The 22043-nt window shown below is 56.8% G+C and carries 19 protein-coding genes; 10 read left to right on the forward strand and 9 right to left on the reverse strand.

Going from position 1 to position 22043, the window contains the following annotated elements; translation table 11 throughout:
• The first annotated feature begins 7 nt into the window (after positions 1 to 7).
• The 9 genes from ACOZIO_RS02490 (at position 8) to ACOZIO_RS02530 (ending at position 9451) form a co-directional block, all read left to right on the forward strand.
• Entirely contained in the window at positions 8 to 952 is a 945-nt protein-coding gene (locus ACOZIO_RS02490) for an ABC transporter permease (RefSeq protein WP_421594903.1), read from the forward strand.
• Position 953: 1 nt separating this feature from the next.
• Positions 954 to 1829, forward strand: a complete 876-nt coding sequence (locus ACOZIO_RS02495; RefSeq protein WP_421594904.1) for an ABC transporter permease — start codon at positions 954 to 956, stop codon at positions 1827 to 1829.
• Between the two features lie 30 nt (positions 1830 to 1859).
• Positions 1860 to 3467, forward strand: a complete 1608-nt coding sequence (locus ACOZIO_RS02500; RefSeq protein WP_421594905.1) for a gamma-glutamyltransferase family protein — start codon at positions 1860 to 1862, stop codon at positions 3465 to 3467.
• Between the two features lie 205 nt (positions 3468 to 3672).
• A complete protein-coding gene (locus ACOZIO_RS02505) occupies positions 3673 to 4581 on the forward strand; it encodes a dihydrodipicolinate synthase family protein (protein ID WP_129951429.1) in 909 nt (302 codons plus the stop codon).
• 138 nt (positions 4582 to 4719) lie between these two features.
• A complete protein-coding gene (fhuF, locus tag ACOZIO_RS02510) occupies positions 4720 to 5484 on the forward strand; it encodes a siderophore-iron reductase FhuF (RefSeq protein WP_217138729.1) in 765 nt (254 codons plus the stop codon).
• Positions 5485 to 5589: 105 nt separating this feature from the next.
• Positions 5590 to 5928 carry a hypothetical protein gene (locus ACOZIO_RS02515; protein WP_129951431.1) on the forward strand — a complete coding sequence of 113 codons (339 nt, stop codon included), beginning with the start codon at positions 5590 to 5592 and terminating at the stop codon, positions 5926 to 5928.
• Positions 5929 to 6120: 192 nt separating this feature from the next.
• Complete coding sequence (locus ACOZIO_RS02520) at positions 6121 to 7440, forward strand: MFS transporter (RefSeq protein ID WP_421594999.1); 1320 nt, start codon at positions 6121 to 6123, stop codon at positions 7438 to 7440.
• A gap of 3 nt (positions 7441 to 7443) precedes the next feature.
• Positions 7444 to 8298, forward strand: coding sequence for a MurR/RpiR family transcriptional regulator (locus tag ACOZIO_RS02525; protein WP_421594906.1), 855 nt, complete (start codon positions 7444 to 7446; stop codon positions 8296 to 8298).
• Between the two features lie 64 nt (positions 8299 to 8362).
• Positions 8363 to 9451: an iron-containing alcohol dehydrogenase family protein gene (locus ACOZIO_RS02530; protein WP_129951433.1), complete on the forward strand. Its 1089-nt coding sequence runs from the start codon at positions 8363 to 8365 to the stop codon at positions 9449 to 9451.
• A gap of 644 nt (positions 9452 to 10095) precedes the next feature.
• Here the strand turns inward: ACOZIO_RS02530 and ACOZIO_RS02535 are convergent.
• From ACOZIO_RS02535 to ACOZIO_RS02565, 7 genes are read right to left on the reverse strand one after another with little or no spacing between them, the layout of a single operon-like run.
• The gene (locus tag ACOZIO_RS02535) at positions 10096 to 11211 is read right to left on the reverse strand and encodes a M24 family metallopeptidase (RefSeq protein ID WP_129951434.1); all 1116 of its coding nucleotides are present in this window, start codon (positions 11209 to 11211) and stop codon (positions 10096 to 10098) included.
• Between the two features lie 14 nt (positions 11212 to 11225).
• Positions 11226 to 12449: a M20 family metallopeptidase gene (locus ACOZIO_RS02540; protein WP_129990631.1), complete on the reverse strand. Its 1224-nt coding sequence runs from the start codon at positions 12447 to 12449 to the stop codon at positions 11226 to 11228.
• A gap of 17 nt (positions 12450 to 12466) precedes the next feature.
• Positions 12467 to 14101, reverse strand: coding sequence for a dipeptide ABC transporter ATP-binding protein (locus tag ACOZIO_RS02545; RefSeq protein ID WP_129990630.1), 1635 nt, complete (start codon positions 14099 to 14101; stop codon positions 12467 to 12469).
• A complete protein-coding gene (locus ACOZIO_RS02550; RefSeq protein ID WP_421594907.1) occupies positions 14101 to 14928 on the reverse strand; it encodes an ABC transporter permease in 828 nt (275 codons plus the stop codon). The genes ACOZIO_RS02545 and ACOZIO_RS02550 overlap by 1 nt, the downstream gene beginning before the upstream one ends.
• A complete protein-coding gene (locus tag ACOZIO_RS02555) occupies positions 14921 to 15868 on the reverse strand; it encodes an ABC transporter permease (protein ID WP_217138733.1) in 948 nt (315 codons plus the stop codon). Before ACOZIO_RS02555 ends, ACOZIO_RS02550 begins: the two co-directional genes overlap by 8 nt.
• A 15-nt stretch (positions 15869 to 15883) precedes the next feature.
• On the reverse strand, positions 15884 to 17479 hold the full coding sequence (locus ACOZIO_RS02560; RefSeq protein WP_421594908.1) for an ABC transporter substrate-binding protein: 1596 nt from the start codon (positions 17477 to 17479) through the stop codon (positions 15884 to 15886).
• On the reverse strand, positions 17479 to 18798 hold the full coding sequence (locus ACOZIO_RS02565) for a M20 family metallopeptidase (RefSeq protein WP_129990628.1): 1320 nt from the start codon (positions 18796 to 18798) through the stop codon (positions 17479 to 17481). Before ACOZIO_RS02565 ends, ACOZIO_RS02560 begins: the two co-directional genes overlap by 1 nt.
• A 77-nt stretch (positions 18799 to 18875) precedes the next feature.
• On the opposite strand from ACOZIO_RS02565, the gene ACOZIO_RS02570 reads away from it, so the two are divergent.
• A complete protein-coding gene (locus ACOZIO_RS02570; protein WP_129990627.1) occupies positions 18876 to 19649 on the forward strand; it encodes a GntR family transcriptional regulator in 774 nt (257 codons plus the stop codon).
• A gap of 577 nt (positions 19650 to 20226) precedes the next feature.
• On the opposite strand, the gene ACOZIO_RS02575 is transcribed toward ACOZIO_RS02570, so the two are convergent.
• Together ACOZIO_RS02575 and ACOZIO_RS02580 are read right to left on the reverse strand one after the other, a co-directional pair.
• Positions 20227 to 21126 carry a LysR family transcriptional regulator gene (locus tag ACOZIO_RS02575; protein ID WP_129951442.1) on the reverse strand — a complete coding sequence of 300 codons (900 nt, stop codon included), beginning with the start codon at positions 21124 to 21126 and terminating at the stop codon, positions 20227 to 20229.
• Between the two features lie 7 nt (positions 21127 to 21133).
• Positions 21134 to 21955 carry a M55 family metallopeptidase gene (locus ACOZIO_RS02580; protein ID WP_129951443.1) on the reverse strand — a complete coding sequence of 274 codons (822 nt, stop codon included), beginning with the start codon at positions 21953 to 21955 and terminating at the stop codon, positions 21134 to 21136.
• Between the last annotated feature and the right edge of the window lie 88 nt (positions 21956 to 22043).

Consider the following 22043-nt stretch of genomic DNA (forward strand, 5'->3'; position numbering starts at 1 on the left):
ATAGACGATGTTAGAACTGGTGATGAAACGGCTGATTTCAGCCATACCGACACTGTTTCTGGTTACGCTGATGGTGTTCTCGTTGCAGAAATTACTGCCCGGCGACCCGATCACCGCGATGGCCGGTGAGGAGCGGGATCCGGCAGTGATTGCGCAGTTACGCGAGCAATATCATCTTAATGACCCGATCCCCAGCCAGTATTTCCACTGGGTCGGCAACGCGCTGCGCGGTGATTTCGGCAACTCGCTGCGCACGCAGGAACCGGTATTACAACTGATCGCCAGCAAACTGCCGGTCACGCTGGAACTGTCGCTGCTGGCAATGATCGTGGCGCTGATTATCGGCATCACCATGGGCGTGCTCGCGGCAGTTCATAAAGGCACATGGATAGATAACGGTACCAATTTTCTGGCGCTGTCGGGGATTTCGATCCCTCATTTCTGGCTGGGTGTGCTGCTGATTATGCTGTTCTCGGTGAAACTGCACTGGCTTCCGGCGTCCGGTTACGTGCCGTTCTCAGAAGATCCGCTGCAAAACCTGAAAACCATGCTGCTGCCTGCGGCGGTGCTCGGTACCGGGCTTTCTGCCACCCTGATGCGCCACACCCGTGCGGCGATGATTGCGGTGCTGAAAGCCGATTACATCCGCACTGCCCGTGCCAAAGGCCTGCTGCCGAAAAAGGTGATCATGAAACACGCGCTGCGCAATGCGCTGGTGCCGGTCATCACGCTCACCACGCTGCTGTTCGGCGAACTGCTGGGCGGCGCGGTGCTCAGCGAGCAGGTTTTCACTATTCCGGGCTTTGGCAAAATGATCGTTGATTCGGTGTTCAATCGCGATTACGCCGTGGTTCAGGGCGTGGTGATGGTGGTCGCGGTCGGTTTTCTGCTGATGAACCTGCTGGCCGACGTGCTGTACGTGCTGGTCAACCCCCGCATGCGGAGAGCCTGAGATGAGCGTTTCTGTTGTTTCCGTGACAACGTCACTCCCTGCCCGCGAACCGAACCGCGTGCTGCGCAAATTCCTGCGCAACAAAAGCGCGGTGACCGGCGCGGTGCTGGTCGCAATGTTCGCGATAATGGCGTTGCTCGCCCCGTGGATTTCGCCGTTTGACCCGATCAAAGCGGATTTTATGGCCGTGCGTAAAGCCCCTTCCGCTCTGCACTGGCTGGGCACCGATGAACTGGGGCGTGACATTTTATCGCGCCTGTTTTGGGGAGCCCGCACCTCGCTGATGGCCGGTTGTGTGTCTGTGATTATCGCGATTGTGATCGGCGTTCCGCTGGGGCTTATCGCCGGTTTCTGGCAGGGCTGGCTGGACAGCATTATTTCCCGTGTGGTTGAAGCGTTGCTGTCGTGTCCGTTTCTGGTGCTGGCGATTGCGCTGGGGGCATTTCTCGGCCCGAGCCTTGGCAATGCGATGATCGCCATCGGGCTTTCTGCCATGCCGATTTTCGCCCGCCTGACCCGAGCGCAGGTAATGAGTATCCGCAACGAAGAATATATTGAAGGGGCGCGGGCAATCGGTCTGCCCGACCGCTGGATCCTCTGGCGCTATGTGCTGCCGAATGTGTTATCGCCGATCCTGGTGCAGGCGACGCTGGCGATTGCTTCGGCGATCATCACCGAAGCCAGCCTGTCGTTCCTCGGCCTCGGCCAGCAACCGCCGGACGCCTCGTGGGGTGCGATGCTCAACACGGCGCGCAGCTTCCTTGAGCAGTCGCCATGGATGTCGATTTTCCCCGGTCTGGCGATTTTCCTCACTGTACAGGGTTTCAATTTGCTGGGTGACGGGCTGCGTGATGCGCTCGACCCGCGTTCCGAATAAACCGTTTGCTGCTTTTTTAAGGAAGAATACATGTCTGAGAATTACGATTTTAACGTGGCTTATCCGACCCTGCGTCCGACCATGATGGGCGGTAATGCGGTCTGTGCATCACAGCCGCTGGCCGCCCAGGCGGGCATGAAAATGCTGATGCTGGGCGGAAACGCCGCCGACGCGGCCATCGCCACCGCCATCGCACTCACCGTGCTCGAACCCAGCGGCAACGGCGCAGGCAGCGACGCATTCGCGATCGTCTGGGACGGCAAAAAAGCCCACGGACTTAATGCATCAGGCCGTTCACCGGCGGCGTGGACGCCGGAATATTTCGCCGCCAAAGGGTTAGACGCCGTACCGACCTATGGCTGGGATGCGGTCACCGTACCGGGCGCCGTCTCCGGCTGGGTGGCACTGGCAAAACGCTTCGGCACCCTGCCGCTGTCCACACTGGCACAACCGGCGATTGATTATGCCCGCAACGGTTTTCCGGTATCGCCGCTGATTGGTCGCCTGTGGGAGATCGCGGTGAAAAAACTGCATAACCAGCCAGGCTTTATGGAATGTTTCGCCCCAGACGGACGTGCGCCAAAAATCGGGGAAATCTTCCGTAATCCGGCACTGGCCGACTCGCTGGAACTGATCGCTAACACCGAAGGTGAAGCGTTTTATCGCGGTGAACTGGCCGAAAAAATGGTAGCGCACTGTCAGGCTAACGGCGGTGCGATGACGCTGGACGATCTGGCGAACCACCAGGCCGACTGGGTAGAAACCCTGCAGCAATCCTTTGCGGGTGGTTCGGTTCATGAACTGCCGCCGAACGGTCAGGGCATCGCCACGCTGATTGCACTGGGCATTCTCGACAAGCTGAATGTCGGCAGCCAGCCGGTGGATTCAGTGGAGACCACGCATCTGTGCATTGAAGCGATGAAACTGGCACTGGCAGATCTGGATCAGCATGTCACCGACAGCGACCATATGTTCTTCGATCCGCAACTGTTCCTGAACGATGATTATCTGGCAGAACGGGCAAAACTGATTGACCGCACAAAAGCCAGTGACGTGACCTACGGCGCGCCGCGTCCGGGTGGCACCGTATATCTGACCGCCGCGGATGCCAGCGGCATGATGGTGTCTTTCATTCAGTCAAATTACATGGGCTTTGGTTCCGGCATTGTGGTGCCGGGCACCGGCATCAGCCTGCAAAACCGTGGTTGCGGCTTCACCCTCGACCCGACCCACGCCAACTGCGTCGCGCCGGACAAACGCACATTGCATACTATTATTCCGGCCTTCGCACAGGACGCTGCGGGAAAACCGCTGATGTCGTTCGGCCTGATGGGCGGCCCGATGCAGGCGCAGGGGCATCTGCAACTGGCGCTGCGCGTGATGCTGTATAAGCAAAATCCGCAGGCGGCTATTGATGCGCCGCGCTGGCGCATCAACGGCGGCCGCCAGGTGGCGATTGAATCAACGTTTAACCACAATACGCTGGCGACACTGCGCGCTATGGGCCATGAGCTGATCGTTGAAGACCCGCTCGGCGGCCATTCATTTGGCGGCGCGCAGGTGATTGTCACTAATCCGGCAGGCGGTTATCTGGCTGGCACCGAATCCCGTAAAGACGGACAAGCACTGGTGATGTAGGTCTGGTTTCACTCTGCACCGCAAGTCGGTTTTGCCTTGCTCCTCCCCCAAAGCGAAGGGGGAGGGAGTTACCGCCATCTTTGTGACTTCCCTTCCAGATATCGGCTAAATCACTGTAATTCGATCCCATCGCTATAAATATTTGAAACAGCGTTCTATAAATGAATGGGTGAGTACTTTACCCTTTCATATGGAGAACGAATGTATGACCAGCCCACTGTTTCATGGCGTGATCCCCCCTGTCGCAACGATCCTCAATGAGAATGAGCAGCTTGACCGACCGGGGATGGCGCGTCTGATTGATTTTGCTATTGAAGGCGGCGTAAACGGCCTGTTTTTCCTCGGCAGCGCGGGAGAATTCGCGCATATGTCTCAGGCGCTGCGTCATGAAGTGGCGGAGTTTTGCACGGAACATGTCGGCGGGCGCGTACCGGTATTGATTGGCGCGGCGCATCCGGGCACGGCAGAAACGCTGGCGTTCGCACAGCACGCGAAAAGCGTCGGTGCCGACGGCGTCGTGGTGGTGAATCCCTACTACAACCCGGTAACCGAAGATGCGCTGTATCTGCATTACCGCACGATTGCTGAAGGCGCCGGTTTGCCGGTGATCATGTACAACTATCCGGGACTGACCGGTCAGCCGCTGCCTGTCAGCCTGATCACACGTCTGGCACTGGAGTGTCCGAACATTGCCGGCCTGAAGGACACCGTTGACAGCCTGAACCATATCCGCGAAACGATTCAGGCCGTGAAACCCCATCGCCCTGATTTCGCCGTATTCTCCGGTTATGACGAATATCTTTTTGGCACGCTGATACTGGGCGGCGACGGTGCTATTCCCGCCAGCGCCAATTTTGCCCCGCAACTCACCTGCGGGATTTACCGCGCCTGTAAAGAGAAAGATTTCGCCACCGCCGTGGAACTGCAACAGCGGTTATCTTTCCTGCCGCCGCTTTATACACTGGATACGCCGATCTACAACGTCATCAAATACGCCATCTCTCAGGTCATCAGTGAAATACCGGTGTATTCACTGAAACCGGCTCTGCCGCTGAGCAATGAGAAGCAAAAGGTTGTCCGTGAGATTTTGCAGAAAGCAGGTGTGTTGAACTGACCGCATTGGCTGCAAAACCTTCTCCCGTCATTTCTCTTCACCGGGAGAAGGAATCTAAATCGAAATCATTACTATTCCGCTTTAATATTCGTTACTCTATTCCTATGATTTATCGAGCCGAATGACTTTCATAGCGTAATGATGCAAACACTCCTCGACAGTTTCCGCGAAACGCCGGTCAGCTGGGTGGCAGAAACGTTCAAACCCATGTCGCCTCTGGTGACCAATGCGGTGCCTATGTTGCGACTGACCACTGCAGAAGGCTGCGCCAGCGTGCTTAAACGTTATCTGGACGCCAATGCGGCCGATGCCGCGCAGTGCGATAAGCGCCGGGCGCGGATTTCAATGTGGTCGCAATGGTATTTTGCCACCCTGTTGCCAGCCTGGGTGATTGTCTCCCTGCGTCACGGCTGGCAGTTACCTATCGCCGCCGACAATGTCTACCTGTGCATGCAGGAAGAAGGATTACCGGCACAGATTTATCTCGACGGTGAAGGTGAAGCCCTGATATCCGCAGAACCGATGGCGCGCTTTGATGTGATGATCGAGCAGCAATTGCGCCCCGTTTGCGAAGCGCTGGCGGAATTCTCCGGCCTGAAACCGGGGATTTACTGGAGCAATGCGGCAATCCGTGTCGGCTGGGGCGTTAAGCAGGCAGAGCTGGTCGGTGCGGATATCTCAGACGGCATGCGCCTGATGGAATCGCGCGAGCTGCGTTATGGCGGTAAAAATCCGTTATTTCAGCCACTGCGTGCTGAAGATCCTTCTGATCCTGACAGTCCGCAGTACCGTAAACAGTGCTGCCTGCGCTACGATCTGGAAGACCACGCCATGTGCCCTTCCTGCCCGTTATTGCTAGCAGAACGCAAATCCGGCAAAAGACGCAAAACCGTTGCCGGTTAAATCAAACACTTACAAACGCTGACTAAGCTTAGCGTAAAAAATGATTGGATCTTAGCGGCAGATAATTATAAGAATTGGGTTATATAGACCAACGAGGTATTTATCATGACTATGAAAAAACCTGAGAGCTGGCCCTCGGCTCTTAACTCGCTGGCCTCAGAGGTGATGGTTTCTCTGGCGCAACCCGTTAACCGCGTATGGAACACGTTAACCGGCAGGCAGCAGCCGCTCAGAGCAAGGATTGTTCATCGTTATGCTATTCCGTCTACCCGGACCATCAGCGTAACGGAAGGATTCTTCGGTTTTATTCCGGTTGAATCCTATGAAAACGAACGTTTTATTCTGGAAGTCGCTTACGCTGACAAACAGTATCAGGTAGAAGTCCCGCGGGCTTACTACCAGAAAAGTAATATCGGCGACGGCATCGATATCCACACGCTGTAACCGCAACGTGTTTAAACAGGCTGCTCCTTTCGAGGCGCAGCCTTTTTTTATGCCAAAAACCTGTCTGACCCCGCAGTTCCCGCTTTAATTTTGTTCAATACATGAAAATTATTGACATAATAATCACCGGAATTTAGAAAATTATTTACATCCTATTCTTATAACAAAGTTCTTTTGCTGAAGAGGTTAATGATGACCCGCACCGGACAGATTTCCCCAGCCACCGCCAGTCAGTCACGCCGCGCCCTCGTCGCCGGTTCGGTCGGTAATTTTATCGAATGGTATGAATTTGGCGTTTACGGTTATCTGGCGACCCTGATTGCCGGTAACTTTTTCACCCTGGAAGGCCAGACCGGCATGACCGGTTTACTGCTCACTTATGCGTCGTTCGCGCTGGCGTTTTTCTGCCGCCCGATTGGTGCGATCATCTTCGGGCGTATCGGTGACCGCATCGGCCGTAAACCGACACTGATTGCCGTCGTTCTGCTGATGACGCTGGCCACCGCGATCATTGGTCTGCTGCCGACTTACGCGCAGATTGGCGTGGCCGCCCCGTTATTACTGACCCTGATGCGTATGTTCCAGGGCCTGTTTGCCGGCGGTGAATTCGGCGGCGCGGTCTCCCTGATGACCGAATTCGCGCCGAAAGGTAAACGCGGTATTTATGGCGCGTGGCAGTCGTTTACCGTGTCGCTGGGTCTGCTGACCGGCGTGGCGCTGGTGGCATTGCTGGTCCAGACCCTTCCTGAAGCACAAATGAAAGACTGGGGGTGGCGGATTCCGTTCCTGCTGGCCCTGCCGATGGGGCTGGTGGCGCTGTACCTGCGCCTGAAGCTTGATGAAACGCCGAACTTTGTCGCCAGTCAGAAAGACGAACCTGAAGTACAAAAAACGGCAGCCGGAAAAGCATCGGCTGTCGCTACTGCCAAAGCCATCGCACTGGGAATTGGCCGCATGATGGGATGGTCGGCGGGCGGTTATACCTTCCTGGTGGTCATGCCGTCATATTTGCAAACTTCCCTGCATGCCACTTTTTTACAGGCGCTGGTCGCCACCGTGCTGGCGAACGTCGGTTTCGCGCTGGCCATCCTGCCTTCCGGCTGGCTGAGCGACAAAATTGGCCGCAAGAAAGTGATGATGTTCGCCGTATTTGCCGTGATTGTGCTGAGTTTCCCGCTGCTGCATTTGCTGCAAAACCCGCAAAGCAGCCTGCTGGTGAAAGGTATTGCAGTGCTGATTGCCGGCGCAACAATAGGAATGATTGCCGGTCCCGGCCCGGCGATGCTGGCAGAAATGTTCCCGACCCGCGTGCGTTATACCGGTCTGGGATTATCCTATTCCCTGTCGAATGCCGTGTTTTCAGGCTGTGCCGGGCTGATTATTACCGGTCTTATCAAAGAAACCGGCAATCTGGATATTCCGGCCTATTACGTGGTCGCTACCTGTCTGGTCAGCCTGTTTGCACTGATGACGTTGCGCAAGGATGATCATTTGCGTGATCTGGATGAATAAGCGATGAACGACACGCATTTGCAGTCGCGTCTGAACGCATTACAGGGTAGCTTCTCGCCGGCGGAAAAGCGGATCATCACTCTTATCCGCCTTGATCCGCCGGGTGTGGCCAACATGGGCGTGACAGAACTGGCGAAATACGCCGAAACCAGCACTGCCACGGTGGTGCGCACCAGCAAACGGCTGGGTTTTAGCGGCTATCCGGCGCTGCGTCTGGCATTAGCCGCAGAATCATCCAGCCCGATGCCCGCCGGAATGCCGCTGGCGGCGGATATCAGCGACAATGATCCGCCCAAACAGATACTGCAAAAACTGCTGGAGTTCGAGGTCAAAGGCGCGACCGAAACCACGCAACTCCTCAGCGCAGCCACGCTGGAGCAGGCAGTCAGCCTGCTTGCACAGGCGCACCGGATTGATATTTACGGTGCCGGTGCCTCGGCACTGGTGGCGCAGGATTTTTGTCAGAAATTGCGACGCATCGGCGTTGTCGCCCAGACTTTTGGCAGCAGTGATGAAAGTCTGGTCAGCGCCTGTCAGTTAACAGCTGCGGATGTTGCGCTGGCAATTTCCCACTCCGGTCAGACAGCGGATGTGATTGAAGCCCTTGCGCAGGCAAAAGCGGCAGGCGCGAAAACGCTTGCCATTACCGCTAACGGCCGGGCTGCCCTCGCCCGTAAAGCAGATGTCGTGCTGCGAACCAGCAATCGTGAAATGGGTTTTCGCGCAGCGGCGATGGCGAGCCGTACCAGCCAGCTGCTGATCATCGACTGCCTGTTTATCGGTGTCGCCCAGCGCCTTCCGGGCGCGCGCGACGCCTTGCGTAAAACCAATGATGCCGTACGCAGGCGACGCCGCTGATATTCTTACGTTCTCCGGCACGCCTTCTATACTTCATAAAACACCGGAGTTTATGAGGGCATGCATGTTCACCCATCGTTTGGTCTTTCCTGCCAGCGTACTGCGCGGGCGCGGCGCCATAAAACATCTGGGCGCGATGTGCGGGCGCTTAGGCCAGCGGGCAATGTTAGTGGGCGGCAAACGCGCCATTGCCAGTGTCGAAGCGAAAGTCGCTGATCAGCTTGAACAGCAGATGGTCAGTTATCTCGGCAGTGAAATCTTCAACGGCGTGTGTTGTCAGGAAGAAATCAACCGTCTGGCGGACGTTTTCCGTACACAGGGCGTGGAGGTGATTATCGCCACCGGCGGCGGCAAAGCTCTGGATACCGCTAAAGCGGCAGGCGTGGCGTGCAATATTCCGGTCGTCACCCTGCCGGGCATTGCGGGCACCTGTTCGGCGGTGACCTCGCTGGCGTTCCGTTATCATCAGAATGGGGAATTCCGCGACATGATGCCCTTGTCCAGTGGCCCCGCAGCGGTAGTGATCGATGCGGATTTGCTGGCAACCTCACCGCTGCAATGGCTCTCGGCAGGTATCGGCGATACGCTGGCAAAATGGTATGAATACCGCGCCATCAGCGATCTCAGCCAGCTGACCGGCCTGGCGGGCGTCGCCAGAACCCACAGTGAATTGTGTTATACCCTCATCAGGCATTTCGCCGCCGGTGCCTGTTTCGCGGTGCAGGACGGTAAAGCCAATAACGCGCTCGAACAGGTGCTCGATGCTATTTTCCTCTATGCCGGTCTGACCTCAGTCATGAGTAACGGCGCGCACACCGGTGCTTCTCATGCACTCTACGAAGGCTTCACCGCCTGTCCGAAAACCCGCCATATTCCTCATGGTTTGCTGGTCGGTTACGGTAACCTGTGCCTGCTGGCACTGGAAAACCGCAGCGACGATGAACTGCTGGCCGCTCTCGCGCTGGCCCGCGCCAGTGCCATACCGACGCAGTTAGCGCATATCGCCACAGGGCTGACAGAGCAGGATCTGGCCGTGATTATCGACCGCAGCCTCACCACACCGGATATGGCGAACATGCCAGGTGATATTACATTTGAAGATGTCAGAGGTGCGGTAGAAAGAGTGGAGAGACTCGGGGCAAAAATTAATTGATGTGAGAACGCACATCAGAACGTTTTTGAAAGATAAATGGTGAAAGTTTCGGTTTCTCAATTGCCGTGATCACTTATCGGGTTGCGCCGAAACCGCCCAAAGGAGGAAAGTGCTTTTCCTCCTTTGGATTCCTCCTCGCTTTTTCAACAAGCGCTCCGCTCGCTGGCTATGTTTCAGGTATCGCAGCGACAGGCTGGAAATCTTGCCGCTTCGCGGTGCCTTCATTTCGGGATTGCAGCCTAGGGTCTGCAACCTCTCATTCAGCAAGCTTTCTGAAACGCCCGCACGATTTTAAAGTCAAAACCAATCCGCTTTGCATATCAAAATCAGTAAGGTTGTGAAGTAGAAGCCTGAGGCCGGTTCCAAAATACCGCCGGACGAGAGGTGGAAAACCGCGCATGTTTTTGCGCGGGTTGTAACCCGATGGGAGGGAACCGCGCAGCGGCGGGATTTTGCGGCTATCACTACGCTCACTGAAACAGTGCCAGCGAGCGGAGCGCGCAGTGAAAGAGCCGGGGGGTCTTGGGGGGCGGCAGCGATAAGCCGTCCCCCAAGTCGGTGTGGGCCGACGCCCACGACCTTGAATTTGAATTTGAATTTGAATTTGAAATTAAGCCGGGATTCAAAAAGGCCCCCCTTTTTTTTCAAATCTCCATCACTTCCCTCGGTAACCGGCTCATTCTGATTCCGCCTTCCGGCCTCACCACGACCGTCTCGCTGAACGCCAGTCCTGCCGCCGAGGTGTACATATGAAATACCATGTTTTCTTCAAGCCGCCAGTCTGCCGCCGGCGTGAAACAGTGCGAGAAATCACTCGGACGCGGCGTACGAGTGTAAAGTCCGAGCGCATAACCGGTAACATTGCCATATTCTGCACGTAAACCGGCGGCGAGCACGCCGTTGCGTAAAATCGCATCGACATCACTGGCTCTTGCACCTGGCTTCATCGCGGCGATCTGCGCATCCTGCAGGGCAATCAGCTGACGGGCGATATGCTGCCGCTCTGTGCTTACCCCCCCAGAAATAAACGGGCGCATCAGGCGGGCACTGTAATGTTTTACCTTCGGGATCAGCTCCACATGCAGAATGTCGCCGTCGCGGATAATGTCCTCGTGCGTCTGCGCATGCAGAAAACCGCTGTCACCGGCGGAACGGACGACAGGCCCCGTTTCGCCGGTATCCGCGCCTTCGGAAAGGAAGACCCCCGCCGCCAGCGAAGCCACATCCCGCACGCGCCAGCCCGCTTTCACCTGCTCTTTCAGTGCCAGAAAGGTGGTATCGGCGATAAACGCCGCCTGCTGAAGACTGTCCAGCTCGTAATGGAATTTCACCTGCCGTATACGATCACTGACACCCGGCATCGGCCGCCAGACAGCATCAGGTAAATATTCGGAAAGCTGCTGCCAGGTATCCACCGTCATGCCATACGAACGGGTATCCGCCCCAAGACGGCAATCGCGATATCCCCGGGCAATAAGACTGTCTGCCACGCATTTCCACGGATCCTGATGGTCAGAGTAAGTGACAACGTCACGAAACCAACTCAACTGACGACAAGGCGCTTCATCAAGCTGGCGTAACACGATCCAGGGCTCACCACTCAGCGGCACCAGACAGGCACGGTACAGCGTTTCCGATACGGTAAAACCCGTCAGCCATGCCAGCAGTTCCCCGCTGTCAACCAGCATCACTTCTGCATCAGCCATGCGCATGGCATCACGCAGGCGGCTCAGTGCCGCCAGATTCACAGGCATCGACATCCGTTTATCCTCTTTCAGGCGTCAACCGGCTGACAAATTTCGAGGATGGCCAGCAGATAAACCCGCACGGTATCGAGGAAATCTTTAATGTGAACACGCTCGTCCGGCATGGTGTTGAACTTGCCGCCGGGCCCGCATACCACGCCTTCCATGCCCAGCATCTGATAGAAATGCGCGGCGTCAGTGCCATAAAATGCCGGTGGCGTGATAACTCCGGTGGGCTGTTGTTCACCGCGCACCGTCTGATAGGCACGGTTCACCGCTTTAACGATGAGGGACTCCGGTGACACTTCGAATGGCAGCATGGTCGGGCGATGACGTTTACCGTCATCAAACAGTTCCGCCTGCAGGCCGGGGAATTCACCGCACAGGTTATCGAGCAACGCCTGTAAATCGGCCAGTACGGTATCGACAGTTTGCCCCGGTGCAAAACGCGCAGACCCGCTGAGGCGCACAAAGTCAGCCACCTGCGGCGGACGCCATTCCTCTAAATCACGCCCCAGCGCACCGTGAATGGTGCCGACATGCCCACGGTTAATCTTGCGGTGATCGTCCGTTTCCGCACCGGTAAAGGTGATGTTATTGATTTGCGGGATTAGCCTGATGGCCGCCTGTATGGCATCAACCGCTTCTTCGCGTTTTGAAAGATGGCGCGTGTCGCCGGTCAGTTCGATGGTGAACATCAGCGACCCGGCGTGCATGGTCATCGCCTGCACATCAGTCGGTTCTGAGTTAATAAAATAGTCCGCCCGGATGCCCTGTTCGATGGCCGCAATGGTGCCGATCCCGCCCTGCAACTCGCCGACCACATAAGTCAGGATCACGTCACCTTTGAGTTTCACGCCATTGTCGATCAGCGTTTTCAGCGCGCAAAAATACGCGGCATCACCGGCTTTCATATTGGAAACACCGATGCCATAGATGAATTCATCATCGATTTTTCCTGCCCACGGATCCACCGTCCAGCCTTCGGTCACCGGATTGGTATCGAGATGGCCGTTGAACAACAGGCTATGGCCGCCGCCCTCTCCGCGCAGCGTACCAATGGCGTTCAGACGTTCACCCGGCACCGGTTGCAGCTGCGTCTCAAGCCCGAGCATCTGCATCTGGCTGGCCATGTACTCTGCCAGTCTGCGCTCGCCGTCTGTCTGGCTGTAACTCTTGTGCTGTACCATCCGCGACAGAAAATTCAGGCAATAATCATCGTCAATGGCGGCCAGTAATTGTTGAGAATTCATGTGTAACCCTTTCAGTATCAAAGATGGTCTGTAACGGCCGTTTCGGGCGTATGCACCGCCGCCAGCAACGCCTTCGTATAATCATGACTGGCGTGTTGCACCATGGCGTCGCCCGGCAGCACTTCCAGTAAATCCCCGCGATACATCACCGCCACGCGGTGTGCAATCTGGCGGATCAGGTTCAGATCGTGAGTAATAAACAGGTAAGCGGTGCCGTAACGACGGCGCAGTTCCAGCAATAATTCGATGACCGTCGCCTGTACGGAGACATCCAGCGCGGCGGTGATTTCATCGCATATCACCAGTTCGGGTGGGTGCGCAAATGCCCGGGCAATCGCCACACGTTGCTTCTGTCCGCCGGAAAGTTCATGCGGAAAACGCCGGGCGAAGCTGGCTGGAAGACGCACATCTTCCAGCAAACGCGCTACGGCCTGCGCCTCGGTTTCGCCGTCCGGCAAACCGTACAAACGCAACGGACGGGCGATAATCTCGCCGATACGCTGACGCGGATTGAGGGAGGCATCCGGATGCTGGAAAATCATCTGCACACGGCGGCGGTAGTCTTTGTCCATTTCCGCACGGCCAAACAGGTTATACCCCCTGAAATCAACCTTACCGCTGAACGGCACCAGCCCGGTCAGCGCTTTCGCCAGCGACGATTTACCGGAACCGGATTCACCCACCACGCCGACGATTTCCCCGCGATGCACCGTCAGGCTGACATCTGATGCGGCACGGGTTTTGCCGTTTTCACGGCGAAACAGCCGGTCGAGCAAACCGTGACGACCATAATCAATATTGATGTTTTGCAGGCTGAGTAACGGCTGCGCGCAAACCGGTACGGCATCTGTCAGACGGTGAGCGGGATCCGGCACTGCCGCCACCAGCTTTTGCGTATAAGCATGTTGCGGCGAAAGGAACAGCGTGCGTGCACTGGCCTGTTCAACGATGTGGCCTTTTTCAAGCACACAAACACGGTCTGCCACGGCCGACACCAGTGCCAGATCGTGCGAGATATACAGCGAGGCAACACCGGTTTCTTCACGCAGGCGGGCAAACAGCGCCAGAATTTGTGCCGAACTGATGACATCGAGAGCGGTCGTCGGTTCATCGAAAATCAGACATTGCGGTTCGCAGGCAAACGCCGTGGCGATCAGTACCCGCTGTTTTTCGCCGCCGGAAACCTGATGCGGATAACGCTTCATCATCGCCGCCGGATTTTTCAGCTCGACGTTGCCAAGCAACTCAATGCCCAGCTCCCGTGCCTGTCTGGCATCCAGCCCGCGATGGCGGATCAGCACTTCGGTCACCTGCTCACCCAGTGTCAGCGTCGGGTTCAGCGAGGCGCCCGGATCCTGAAAAATCATGCCGAGTTTTCCGCCACGCAGGTTTTCAAGCTGCGGTTTCGCCATCTGGCATAAATCTTCGCCCGCCAGCAAAATACGCCCGCTGCGTTCCCGCGCATTCGTCGCCATATAACGCATTACCGACCAGCCCAGTGTGGTTTTACCCGAACCGGACTCCCCTACCAGCCCGACCACTTCGCCGCGCTGCACACTGAGTGAAATGTCCTGCAAAACCTGTAACGGTTCGGCATGAGGCAGCAGGTAATCGAGGCTGTAATTCTCTATCGCTAATACGGCTTCGCTCATCAGTGGCTCCTTGGGTTAAGCGCATCGCGCAGGCCATCGCCCAGCAGATTAAAACCAACCGCCATCAGCGCGATCGCTACACCTGGTATCAGCATCATCCACGGCGCATTAAAGAAATAAGCGCGGGCTTCTGACACCATCAGCCCCCATTCCGGCTCCGGCGGTTGTGCGCCAAGGCCGAGAAAACTCAGTGTGGCAAACAACATGATGGCGAAGGCCACGCGGATAGTGGCTTCCACGATGATCGGCGCGACAATATTGGGCAACATTTCACGCAAAATGATGTAGTGCGTGGCTTCACCACGGGCAATCGCCGCGCTGATGTAATCCTGCTGACGCGCAGCCAGCGAGACGCTGCGGGCAATGCGCACCATGCCGGGCACAAATGCGATGGTGATCGCCAGTACCGCATTGAAGCTGCTCTGACCGAGGGTGCTGACAATCAGCAGCGCAAACAACAGACTCGGGATCGACATGACCGCGTCCATTGTGCGCATAATGGCTTCGTCGGTTTTGCCGCCCAGATAGGCGCTGGCTGTGCCGATCACGGCACCTATTACCATCGACATCAGTGTCGCCAGCAGTGAAAGCACAATGGTGGCGCGGGCACCGACCATCACACGGCTGAAAATATCGCGCCCGAGCTGATCGGTACCGAACCAGTGTTCTGCTGAAGGTGCTTTGTACCGTGCCAGAATAGAAATAGATTCCGGATCATAAGGCGCGATATGCGCCCCGCCGCACACCATCAGCGCAGCCACCGTTAAGATAAACAACCCGACAGCGCCCTGCGGCGAACGGATTAAATGCTTCATCACATCACGCATAACTGATCCGTTTATCGAGGAAAACATAGGCCAGATCGGCCAGGAAATTAACGATGGAATAGGTCGCGGCAAGGATTAATACCCCGGCCTGAATGGTGGGTAAATCCCGTGCCTGCACGGCCACGATCAGTTCGCGACCAATCCCCGGAATGGCGAAAATTTCTTCCACCACCACGATGCCACCAAGCAGATAACCCACGTCGAGCGCCACAATAGTGATGGTGGGCAGCAGGCCGTTACGCAGCGCGTGACGCCACAAAATCCTGCGGCGCGACAAACCTTTGAGATGTGCGGCGCGGATATAATCGGTCTGCAACACATCGACCATCTCCGAACGCACCATGCGTGAAACATGGGCCACCAGAATCATTGCTACTGTCACCGACGGCAGGATCAGATGACTGATGCCACCCCGGAAATCCTCCGTCAGGGGTACATAACCGGTCGCGGGCAGGATCTGCCAGACATCAGCAAACAGCAGCAATAACAATGTGGCGGTCACGAATTCCGGAAAAGAAATGCCGACATATGACAGTACGCTGACCAGCATATCGGCCAGTTTCCCGCGACGGACCGCCGCCCAGATCCCCAGCGGAATCGCGACCACCAGCATCAGCAACAGCGCACAGACCGCCAGCAGCAGGGAACGCCCGAGCGCGGCCATAATGGTCGGCGCCACCGGCAAACCATTACGCATCGAGACGCCGAAATCACCGTGCAGCACGCCGTGCAGCCAGTGCCAGTATTGCAGCCACGCCGGATCACTGAGTCCGAGACGCGCACGCACGGCAGCCAGCGCTTCCGGCGTGGCGTTCTGCCCCAGCAGGGTTACGGCGGCATCCGCCGGTAACAATTGCGTGATCCCAAACACCAGCAGCGACACCACCAGCAGGGTGTAAATCACCAGCATGAAACGTTTAAACAGATAACTCGCCGTCACTCTCAATGCCCCCTGCTATTTTCGGGTCGGGGCTTTCGCCGTCAGCCACACATGATCAAGACGGAACACCGCACCGCGCGGATGAAGCTGATAACCGGCAACGTAATCCCGCCCTGCCGCCAGCAAATCGAAGAATGCCGGGATCAGCGACGGCACGTCGTCGTGCATCAGCTTCTGTGCCTTGCCGTAAAGTACGGTGCGTTTTGCCGGATCGGCGGTTTCACGCGCCGCTTTTACCGCCGCATCAAACTCAGCGTTATTCCAGCGGGTTTCATTCCATGAGGCCGTTGAGGTGTAAAGCAGCGAGAAGACCGCATCCGGTGTGGGTTGCATGTTGTAGAAACCAACGTAAAAATTGCCCTTTTTCCATACCTGGTCGAGGTAGGTGCTGTGTGCCATCGTCTGCACCTTAATGCGAAAACCGCCCGGTTTGGCCATTTCACGCAGTGCAATCCCGAGCTGGGTGCGGGTGGAGGGTTTATCCGAAGCGATCAGCGTCAGATCTATTCCGTCGGGATACCCGGCATCTTTCAGCAATGCTTTGGCTTTGGCATAATCCGGCGCTTTCAGCGGCTCATTCAGGTAATACGGATAGGCTGTGTTAAGCGGGGTATCGTTGCCTGCCGTGCCGTAGCCTTCGGCGACAAAATCCACGGTAGCCTTGCGATCCACACACAGCGCCAGCGCCTGACGGACGCGCACATCGTTAAACGGTTTGGTGTCACACCCCATGTTCACGTTGAGGAACTGACCGGACGGTACACGCAGCGGCACTATGCCGGAAGACTTTGACAGGCGCGCAAATTCGGTAGAGGCGGCGGAAAGCATCAGATCGGTGTCACCGGCAATCAGCGCGGAGCCTTCAGCGATTGCATCCGGATAAACCACCACTTCAACGCGATCCAGATGCGGACGTGACGGGTCGTAATAATGCGGATTACGCTCAACCACAATCAGGCGTTCAGGGTCAAACGACACCAGTCTGAACGGCCCTGTGCCGATGGCTTCCTTGCTCAGACGTTCAAGCTGGCCGCCCGCAATCGCCGCAGGAATAATCTTCGCATCGGGATAGGCCAGCATCACTGGCAGATCGGCGTAAGGACCGTCGGTGCTAATCACCACAGTGCTGGCATCCGGTGCGGTCACTGTTTTGATCGGACCGATATTGTGCTGACCGGGAGAGGCATTTTTCGGGTCAAGTATGGCGTTCAGGCTGGCGACGACATCGGCAGACGTACAGGCAGAGCCGTCATGGAAACTGAGATTTTGGCGCAGGATAAAAGTCCACTGCGTCAGATCGTCGCTGGCTGTCCAGGACGCGGCTAAATCCGCTTCAGCTTTCATATCCTGCGTCAGACGGGTCAGGCCGCTGTACAGCAATTCGGCCACCAGATATTCCGGATTGACGCGCGCCTGCTGCGGATTAAGCATGCCTGCCGCCTGGTCCACACTGATGCGCAGTACTCCACCTTTGCGCGGTGAACCGCTGGAACCGGTGGCGCTGGACACGGCAGCGGCAACATTACCCGACCACGGTAACAGTGCCGCGCCGGTGAGAATGGTAGATCCTGCGATAAACTGACGGCGGTTAACGCCTTTCATTGCACACATTATTGAACCCTCTCTGCGGAATTCGAAAAGCCCTGGGTTGGCGAATTTTCTGTGGGAATAAAATCAGAAGCTAAATAAGCAAGAATGGACTGCGATAACGCGACGACGTCCTGCATGGTTGTATATTCATCCGATGCATGGATACGGTTTTCCGGCCGGGCAAGCCCGCCGAGTAATATTTCCTGAATGCCTGCCTGCTGAACCCAACCCATGTCAGAACTGGTGGAAGAACCCCAGACAGCGAAATCGTTTGCGTGGAAACCAAAACCCTGACCGAGTGCTGCAAGCCAGCGCGGCCAGTGGGGTCCGGTTGGATCACTGACCGGGGCCAGATGACCAATCAGGTGATACTCCACTGACAGCGCGGCTGAGTCTTTCATGGCCTGGGTGATGCAGCCGGTGAGTTCTTTAAAGACCCTTTCAAAAGGTTCTTCCGGCGAATAGCGGCGGTTGACCAGCAGTTCAAAGCGCGCGGGAATGGTCGAGCCTTTGCCACCGCCCTGCGCGGCCGCCAGGGTGAGACGGGACGTGAGCGGCCGTCCTTCAAAATGTGGCGGCGCAGGCATGGCTGAGGCACGTTGTTCGACATCGTGTTTCAGCGCATGCAGCGCATTCATCAGCGGCAGGCTTTCTTCAATAGCATTAATGCCACCCACCGGATCGCCGGAATGCGCCGAGCGGCCGGTGATACAAATTTTGAGATCGATACTGCCGAAGCAGCCCCCCCAGATACGCGGCACCGCCCCGCCGTTAAAGCTCAGCATATGACCGGCAAATAATTTCTGCTCTGCCAGATAACGCACACCGGGATACAGCCCGCCTTCCTCATCGGTACACAACAGCAGAACCGGATTAAATTTCAGCACCAGCCCGTGACGTTGCGCAGCGCGAATTGCTGCAAGTGTCGCGACAATCGTGCCTTTCATGTCAGCGGCACCGCGGCCAATCAGTTTGCCCTCCGCCTGGGTAAGCGCCAGCGGCGGGTAATTCCAGCCATCACCGGCAGGCACGGTATCCACATGAAAATAGAGATTACAGGCTTCGGTCGCGCTGCCCGGTAACGTAGCAATCACATTGACCCTCTCACCCTGTGCGCTGCCGTCCGGCGTTTGCCACAGATTTTCCGGCACGCTGACGCGCTGACAGGCAAAGCCCATCGGCTCCAGCAGAGATTCCATCAGGGCGGCAAATGCCGGATAACCGGTGCCCGGGGGGAAGCAGGTATCCACTGCCAGCATCTGGCTGAGATCCTGTAAAATGGCGGTTTCGTCCTGCCGGATGGAGTCCAGCGCAATTTGCAAACTTCCTTCGCACGACATGCTATACTCGCTTCATTCTATTTCTATATAGTTTATAGATAAAGCAGATACCCGTTCAGGTCAATAGGTAATCAGGTATGACACAACAAAATAAAGCAGAGCAGGACGCTTCCCCTTTTGGCCGGTTAAGTGAAAGGGAATCCGCGCCGTTATACGAAGTGGTGAAACGTCACATCAGCGAATCTATTCTGATTGGCGAGCTGCCGCCGGGCACGGTTTTACCGAGTGAAAACGCGCTGGCGGCTGATTTCGGGGTTTCGGTCGGTACGGTGCGCAAAGCGCTGTCGGCGCTGACCACAGAAGGCATGCTGATGCGGCGTCGCAAGACGGGCACCGTGGTCACCGGCTGGGCACCGTTGCACAATCTCAGTTATTTCTTCCAGTATTTCCGCCTGCATGGCCGTGATGGCGCACTGCTGAACTCCGAGACGATTTTGCTCGATCACCAGACCGGCCAGGCCAGTGCCCGTGAGGCTGAAAAGCTGCAAATTGACGACGGCGCACCGGTTATCCGCATCCGTCGTTTACGCCGGGTAAAAGGCATTCCTGCCATGCACGAACGGCTGGTGTTACCGGCAGAACGCCTGCCGGATTTCCCTGCTGCCAGTGATTTGCCTCCGCTGCTGTACCGTTTTCTGCTGGAAAAATACGGTGTCCGCGTGGCGGCAGTGCGCGAGCAGTTGATCGCTGAAATGGCCGATGCAGACGACCTGAAATGGCTGGAGCTTGAAGCGCCACACGCGGTGATGGTGATCGACGAAGTGTCGTTTGATCAAAGTGCCGTGCCGGTGATCATGGCGCACCACCGGTTCAGCACAGATCATTTTATGTATGTGAATGAGATCCGGTAGTTGCAGGGGGCGGCTGCAACGGGGCCGCTTTAAAATCAACTTCAACTTCAAATTCAAGGTCGTGGGCTCGCCGCCCACACTGGCCCAGAGGACGCGTAAGCGCGCGCCCTCTGGACTCCCGCGCTTTTTCACTGCGCGCTTCGCTCGCTGGCTATGTTTCAGGTAGCACAGCGACAGGCTGGAAATCTTGCCGCTGCGCGGTGCCTTCTCTCGGTCTTCGAGCCATAGGTCTCGAAGCCGCTCCGTTCAGCAAGATTTCTGAATCGCCTTTGGCTTTTTTAAAAGACAAAATCAGTGAAGTTGTGCAGTTGAAGCCTGAGGCCGGTTCCAAAAGACCGCCGGACGAGAGGTGGAAAACCGCGCGTGTTTTTGCGCGGGTTGTAACCCGATGGGAGGGAACCGCGCAGCGGCGGGATTTTGCGGCTATCACTACGCTCACTGAAACATAGCCAGCGAGCGGAGCGCGCAGTGAAAGAGCCCGGGGGGTCTTGGGGGGCGGCGGCGATAAGCCGCCCCCCAAGTCGGTGTGGGCCGACGCCCACGACCTTGAATTTGAATTTGAATTTGAAATTAAAAACTAAACGGGATCGAAAGGCCCCCCTTTCAACTCCCCCACTTTCTGCCTGATCAACTGTCTGAGCCTGATCGCCGCCTGCGATGCTGGCTGGTCCCGCCTGCTCAGCAAAATCACTTCAAACGGCAGCGGTTCCACAACCTCAACAATCTTCAACTGACCGATATACCGCCGGGCGGTAAACGTATCAACCACACCGACACCGCCGCCCGCCAGCACCATGTCGGCGATCACCGAGTAGGTTTTGATATACAACGCAGAGTGTGACATCAGGCCGTTCTCGCGCAGGACGCGGTTGAGCACCTGCCCCAGCGGATCCTGTTGCTGCAACATCAGCAGATCGTTCGCGCACAACCATGCCAGTGATACCGGCCCTTCGACCGGAGAATCCTTAGGCAACAGCGCGACCATATTGGCCTGATAAATAGACTCGGCAATCAGCTCCTGCGTAGCCTGCTCGCCAAACGCCAGCGCAAAATCCATTTTATATTGCAGCAGATCCTGACTCAGCGTATTGAAATGGCCGGTGACCAGTTCAACACTGCCGCCGGGGGTCTGACGACGAAAATCCACTAACACCGGTGCCATCACGCTGTGGCCAAGCGCATGCGCCGAACCGATGCGCACATGCTGGCCTTCGCCCTGACGCAACTGTTCCGCCAGCTCACCGATGGCCTGAATATGGCTGAATAACGCTTCGACTTCCGGCATTAGCCGCCGCCCTTCCGGCGTCACAATCAGCCCCTGCGGTGTGCGGTCAAACAGCGCGAAACCCAGTTGCTGTTCGGCGTGATTCAGCACGCGGCTGACATTCGGTTGCGAGACGTTCAGCAGGCGTGCCGCCCCGCTGACGCTGCCCGCCTGTAACACGGCCTGAAACACTTCAATGTGGCGTAAGCGCATTGCTGCCCTATTTCTGGGTGGTCGCTAAGTATGAGAAAGCACTTAACAGGCTGATAATATTTGCCACCGTCGGGCTGTGATAACCGACAGTAACGGCATCGAGACGCTCGACGCCGGGGATCAGGCCGAACAAATCTGCCAGAACCGGTTTCGCGGCCATCAGTTCGAGATGATACGGGGCACTGAATCTGGCGGCGGTAAGCGGTGCAGGTTTGCTGACGGCGATCGTCGCCTGTTTGCGGATTTTCGCGCAGGCAATCGACGGACTGTCAGATTCCGCAGCATTGGCGGAAATCGCACGTTTGACGCAGACATACTGCGATTCCGGATAATAACGGCGGATCCAGGTTTCAAGATGATCATCGCCGGTCACCAGCCATAAAGGAACGTTCAGTTCCGCACCGGCAGCGGCGTATAAATCGCTTTCACCCACCACGTTGCCGTTGAGTTTGACGCGGTAAAAGGCACGGCCATTGATAGTATGCGCCAGAACGCCGTTTTCGCCTGCGGCGGTGTGATAGCCGACAAACATCAGGCCGTCGTATTGCTGTTGTTGCAGCCCTTCGACCATCGACAATCCGCGTGGTTTGCCCTGTACCAGCCGGGCGCGCGGGTCGATTTTATCGGCGCGCAGATTTTGCATCATCGCATGGCTGTCGGCCACCGTCACTTCCATCGCGCCACCGGCAAACGCGCCATCAATGGCGGCGTTAACTTCACCTTCCATCAGCGCACGGGCGGCGTCGTAATCCGCATGTCCCGGGCTGCACTGTTCAGGACGCATGACACCGGCAATACCTTCAATGTCCGCAGAGATAAACACTTTCATCAGTCGTTCCCTATGTGGTGTAGTTATCAGGCGGAGGGTAAACCCACACCCCAGCCCGGCCTTCCCCCCGAGAGAAGGAAAGGAGTAA

Source organism: Rahnella sp. PD4, from assembly GCF_049199325.1.
In the GTDB taxonomy this organism is placed as follows: domain Bacteria; phylum Pseudomonadota; class Gammaproteobacteria; order Enterobacterales; family Enterobacteriaceae; genus Rahnella; species Rahnella perminowiae.

Excerpts from the sequence above, each read along its gene's own strand:
- ACOZIO_RS02515 (WP_129951431.1), top strand. The coding sequence starts at position 5,590 with ATGACTATGAAAAAACCTGAGAGCTGGCCCTCGGCTCTTAACTCGCTG.
- ACOZIO_RS02540 (WP_129990631.1), bottom strand. The coding sequence starts at position 12,449 with ATGAATTCTCAACAATTACTGGCCGCCATTGACGATGATTATTGCCTG.
- ACOZIO_RS02505 (WP_129951429.1), top strand. The coding sequence starts at position 3,673 with ATGACCAGCCCACTGTTTCATGGCGTGATCCCCCCTGTCGCAACGATC.
- ACOZIO_RS02520 (WP_421594999.1), top strand. The coding sequence starts at position 6,121 with ATGACCCGCACCGGACAGATTTCCCCAGCCACCGCCAGTCAGTCACGC.
- ACOZIO_RS02490 (WP_421594903.1), top strand. The coding sequence starts at position 8 with ATGTTAGAACTGGTGATGAAACGGCTGATTTCAGCCATACCGACACTG.
- ACOZIO_RS02525 (WP_421594906.1), top strand. The coding sequence starts at position 7,444 with ATGAACGACACGCATTTGCAGTCGCGTCTGAACGCATTACAGGGTAGC.
- ACOZIO_RS02560 (WP_421594908.1), bottom strand. The coding sequence starts at position 17,479 with ATGTGTGCAATGAAAGGCGTTAACCGCCGTCAGTTTATCGCAGGATCT.
- ACOZIO_RS02545 (WP_129990630.1), bottom strand. The coding sequence starts at position 14,101 with ATGAGCGAAGCCGTATTAGCGATAGAGAATTACAGCCTCGATTACCTG.
- ACOZIO_RS02570 (WP_129990627.1), top strand. The coding sequence starts at position 18,876 with ATGACACAACAAAATAAAGCAGAGCAGGACGCTTCCCCTTTTGGCCGG.
- ACOZIO_RS02580 (WP_129951443.1), bottom strand. The coding sequence starts at position 21,955 with ATGAAAGTGTTTATCTCTGCGGACATTGAAGGTATTGCCGGTGTCATG.
- ACOZIO_RS02550 (WP_421594907.1), bottom strand. The coding sequence starts at position 14,928 with ATGCGTGATGTGATGAAGCATTTAATCCGTTCGCCGCAGGGCGCTGTC.
- fhuF (WP_217138729.1), top strand. The coding sequence starts at position 4,720 with ATGATGCAAACACTCCTCGACAGTTTCCGCGAAACGCCGGTCAGCTGG.
- ACOZIO_RS02495 (WP_421594904.1), top strand. The coding sequence starts at position 954 with ATGAGCGTTTCTGTTGTTTCCGTGACAACGTCACTCCCTGCCCGCGAA.
- ACOZIO_RS02535 (WP_129951434.1), bottom strand. The coding sequence starts at position 11,211 with ATGTCGATGCCTGTGAATCTGGCGGCACTGAGCCGCCTGCGTGATGCC.
- ACOZIO_RS02565 (WP_129990628.1), bottom strand. The coding sequence starts at position 18,798 with ATGTCGTGCGAAGGAAGTTTGCAAATTGCGCTGGACTCCATCCGGCAG.
- ACOZIO_RS02575 (WP_129951442.1), bottom strand. The coding sequence starts at position 21,126 with ATGCGCTTACGCCACATTGAAGTGTTTCAGGCCGTGTTACAGGCGGGC.
- ACOZIO_RS02500 (WP_421594905.1), top strand. The coding sequence starts at position 1,860 with ATGTCTGAGAATTACGATTTTAACGTGGCTTATCCGACCCTGCGTCCG.
- ACOZIO_RS02530 (WP_129951433.1), top strand. The coding sequence starts at position 8,363 with ATGTTCACCCATCGTTTGGTCTTTCCTGCCAGCGTACTGCGCGGGCGC.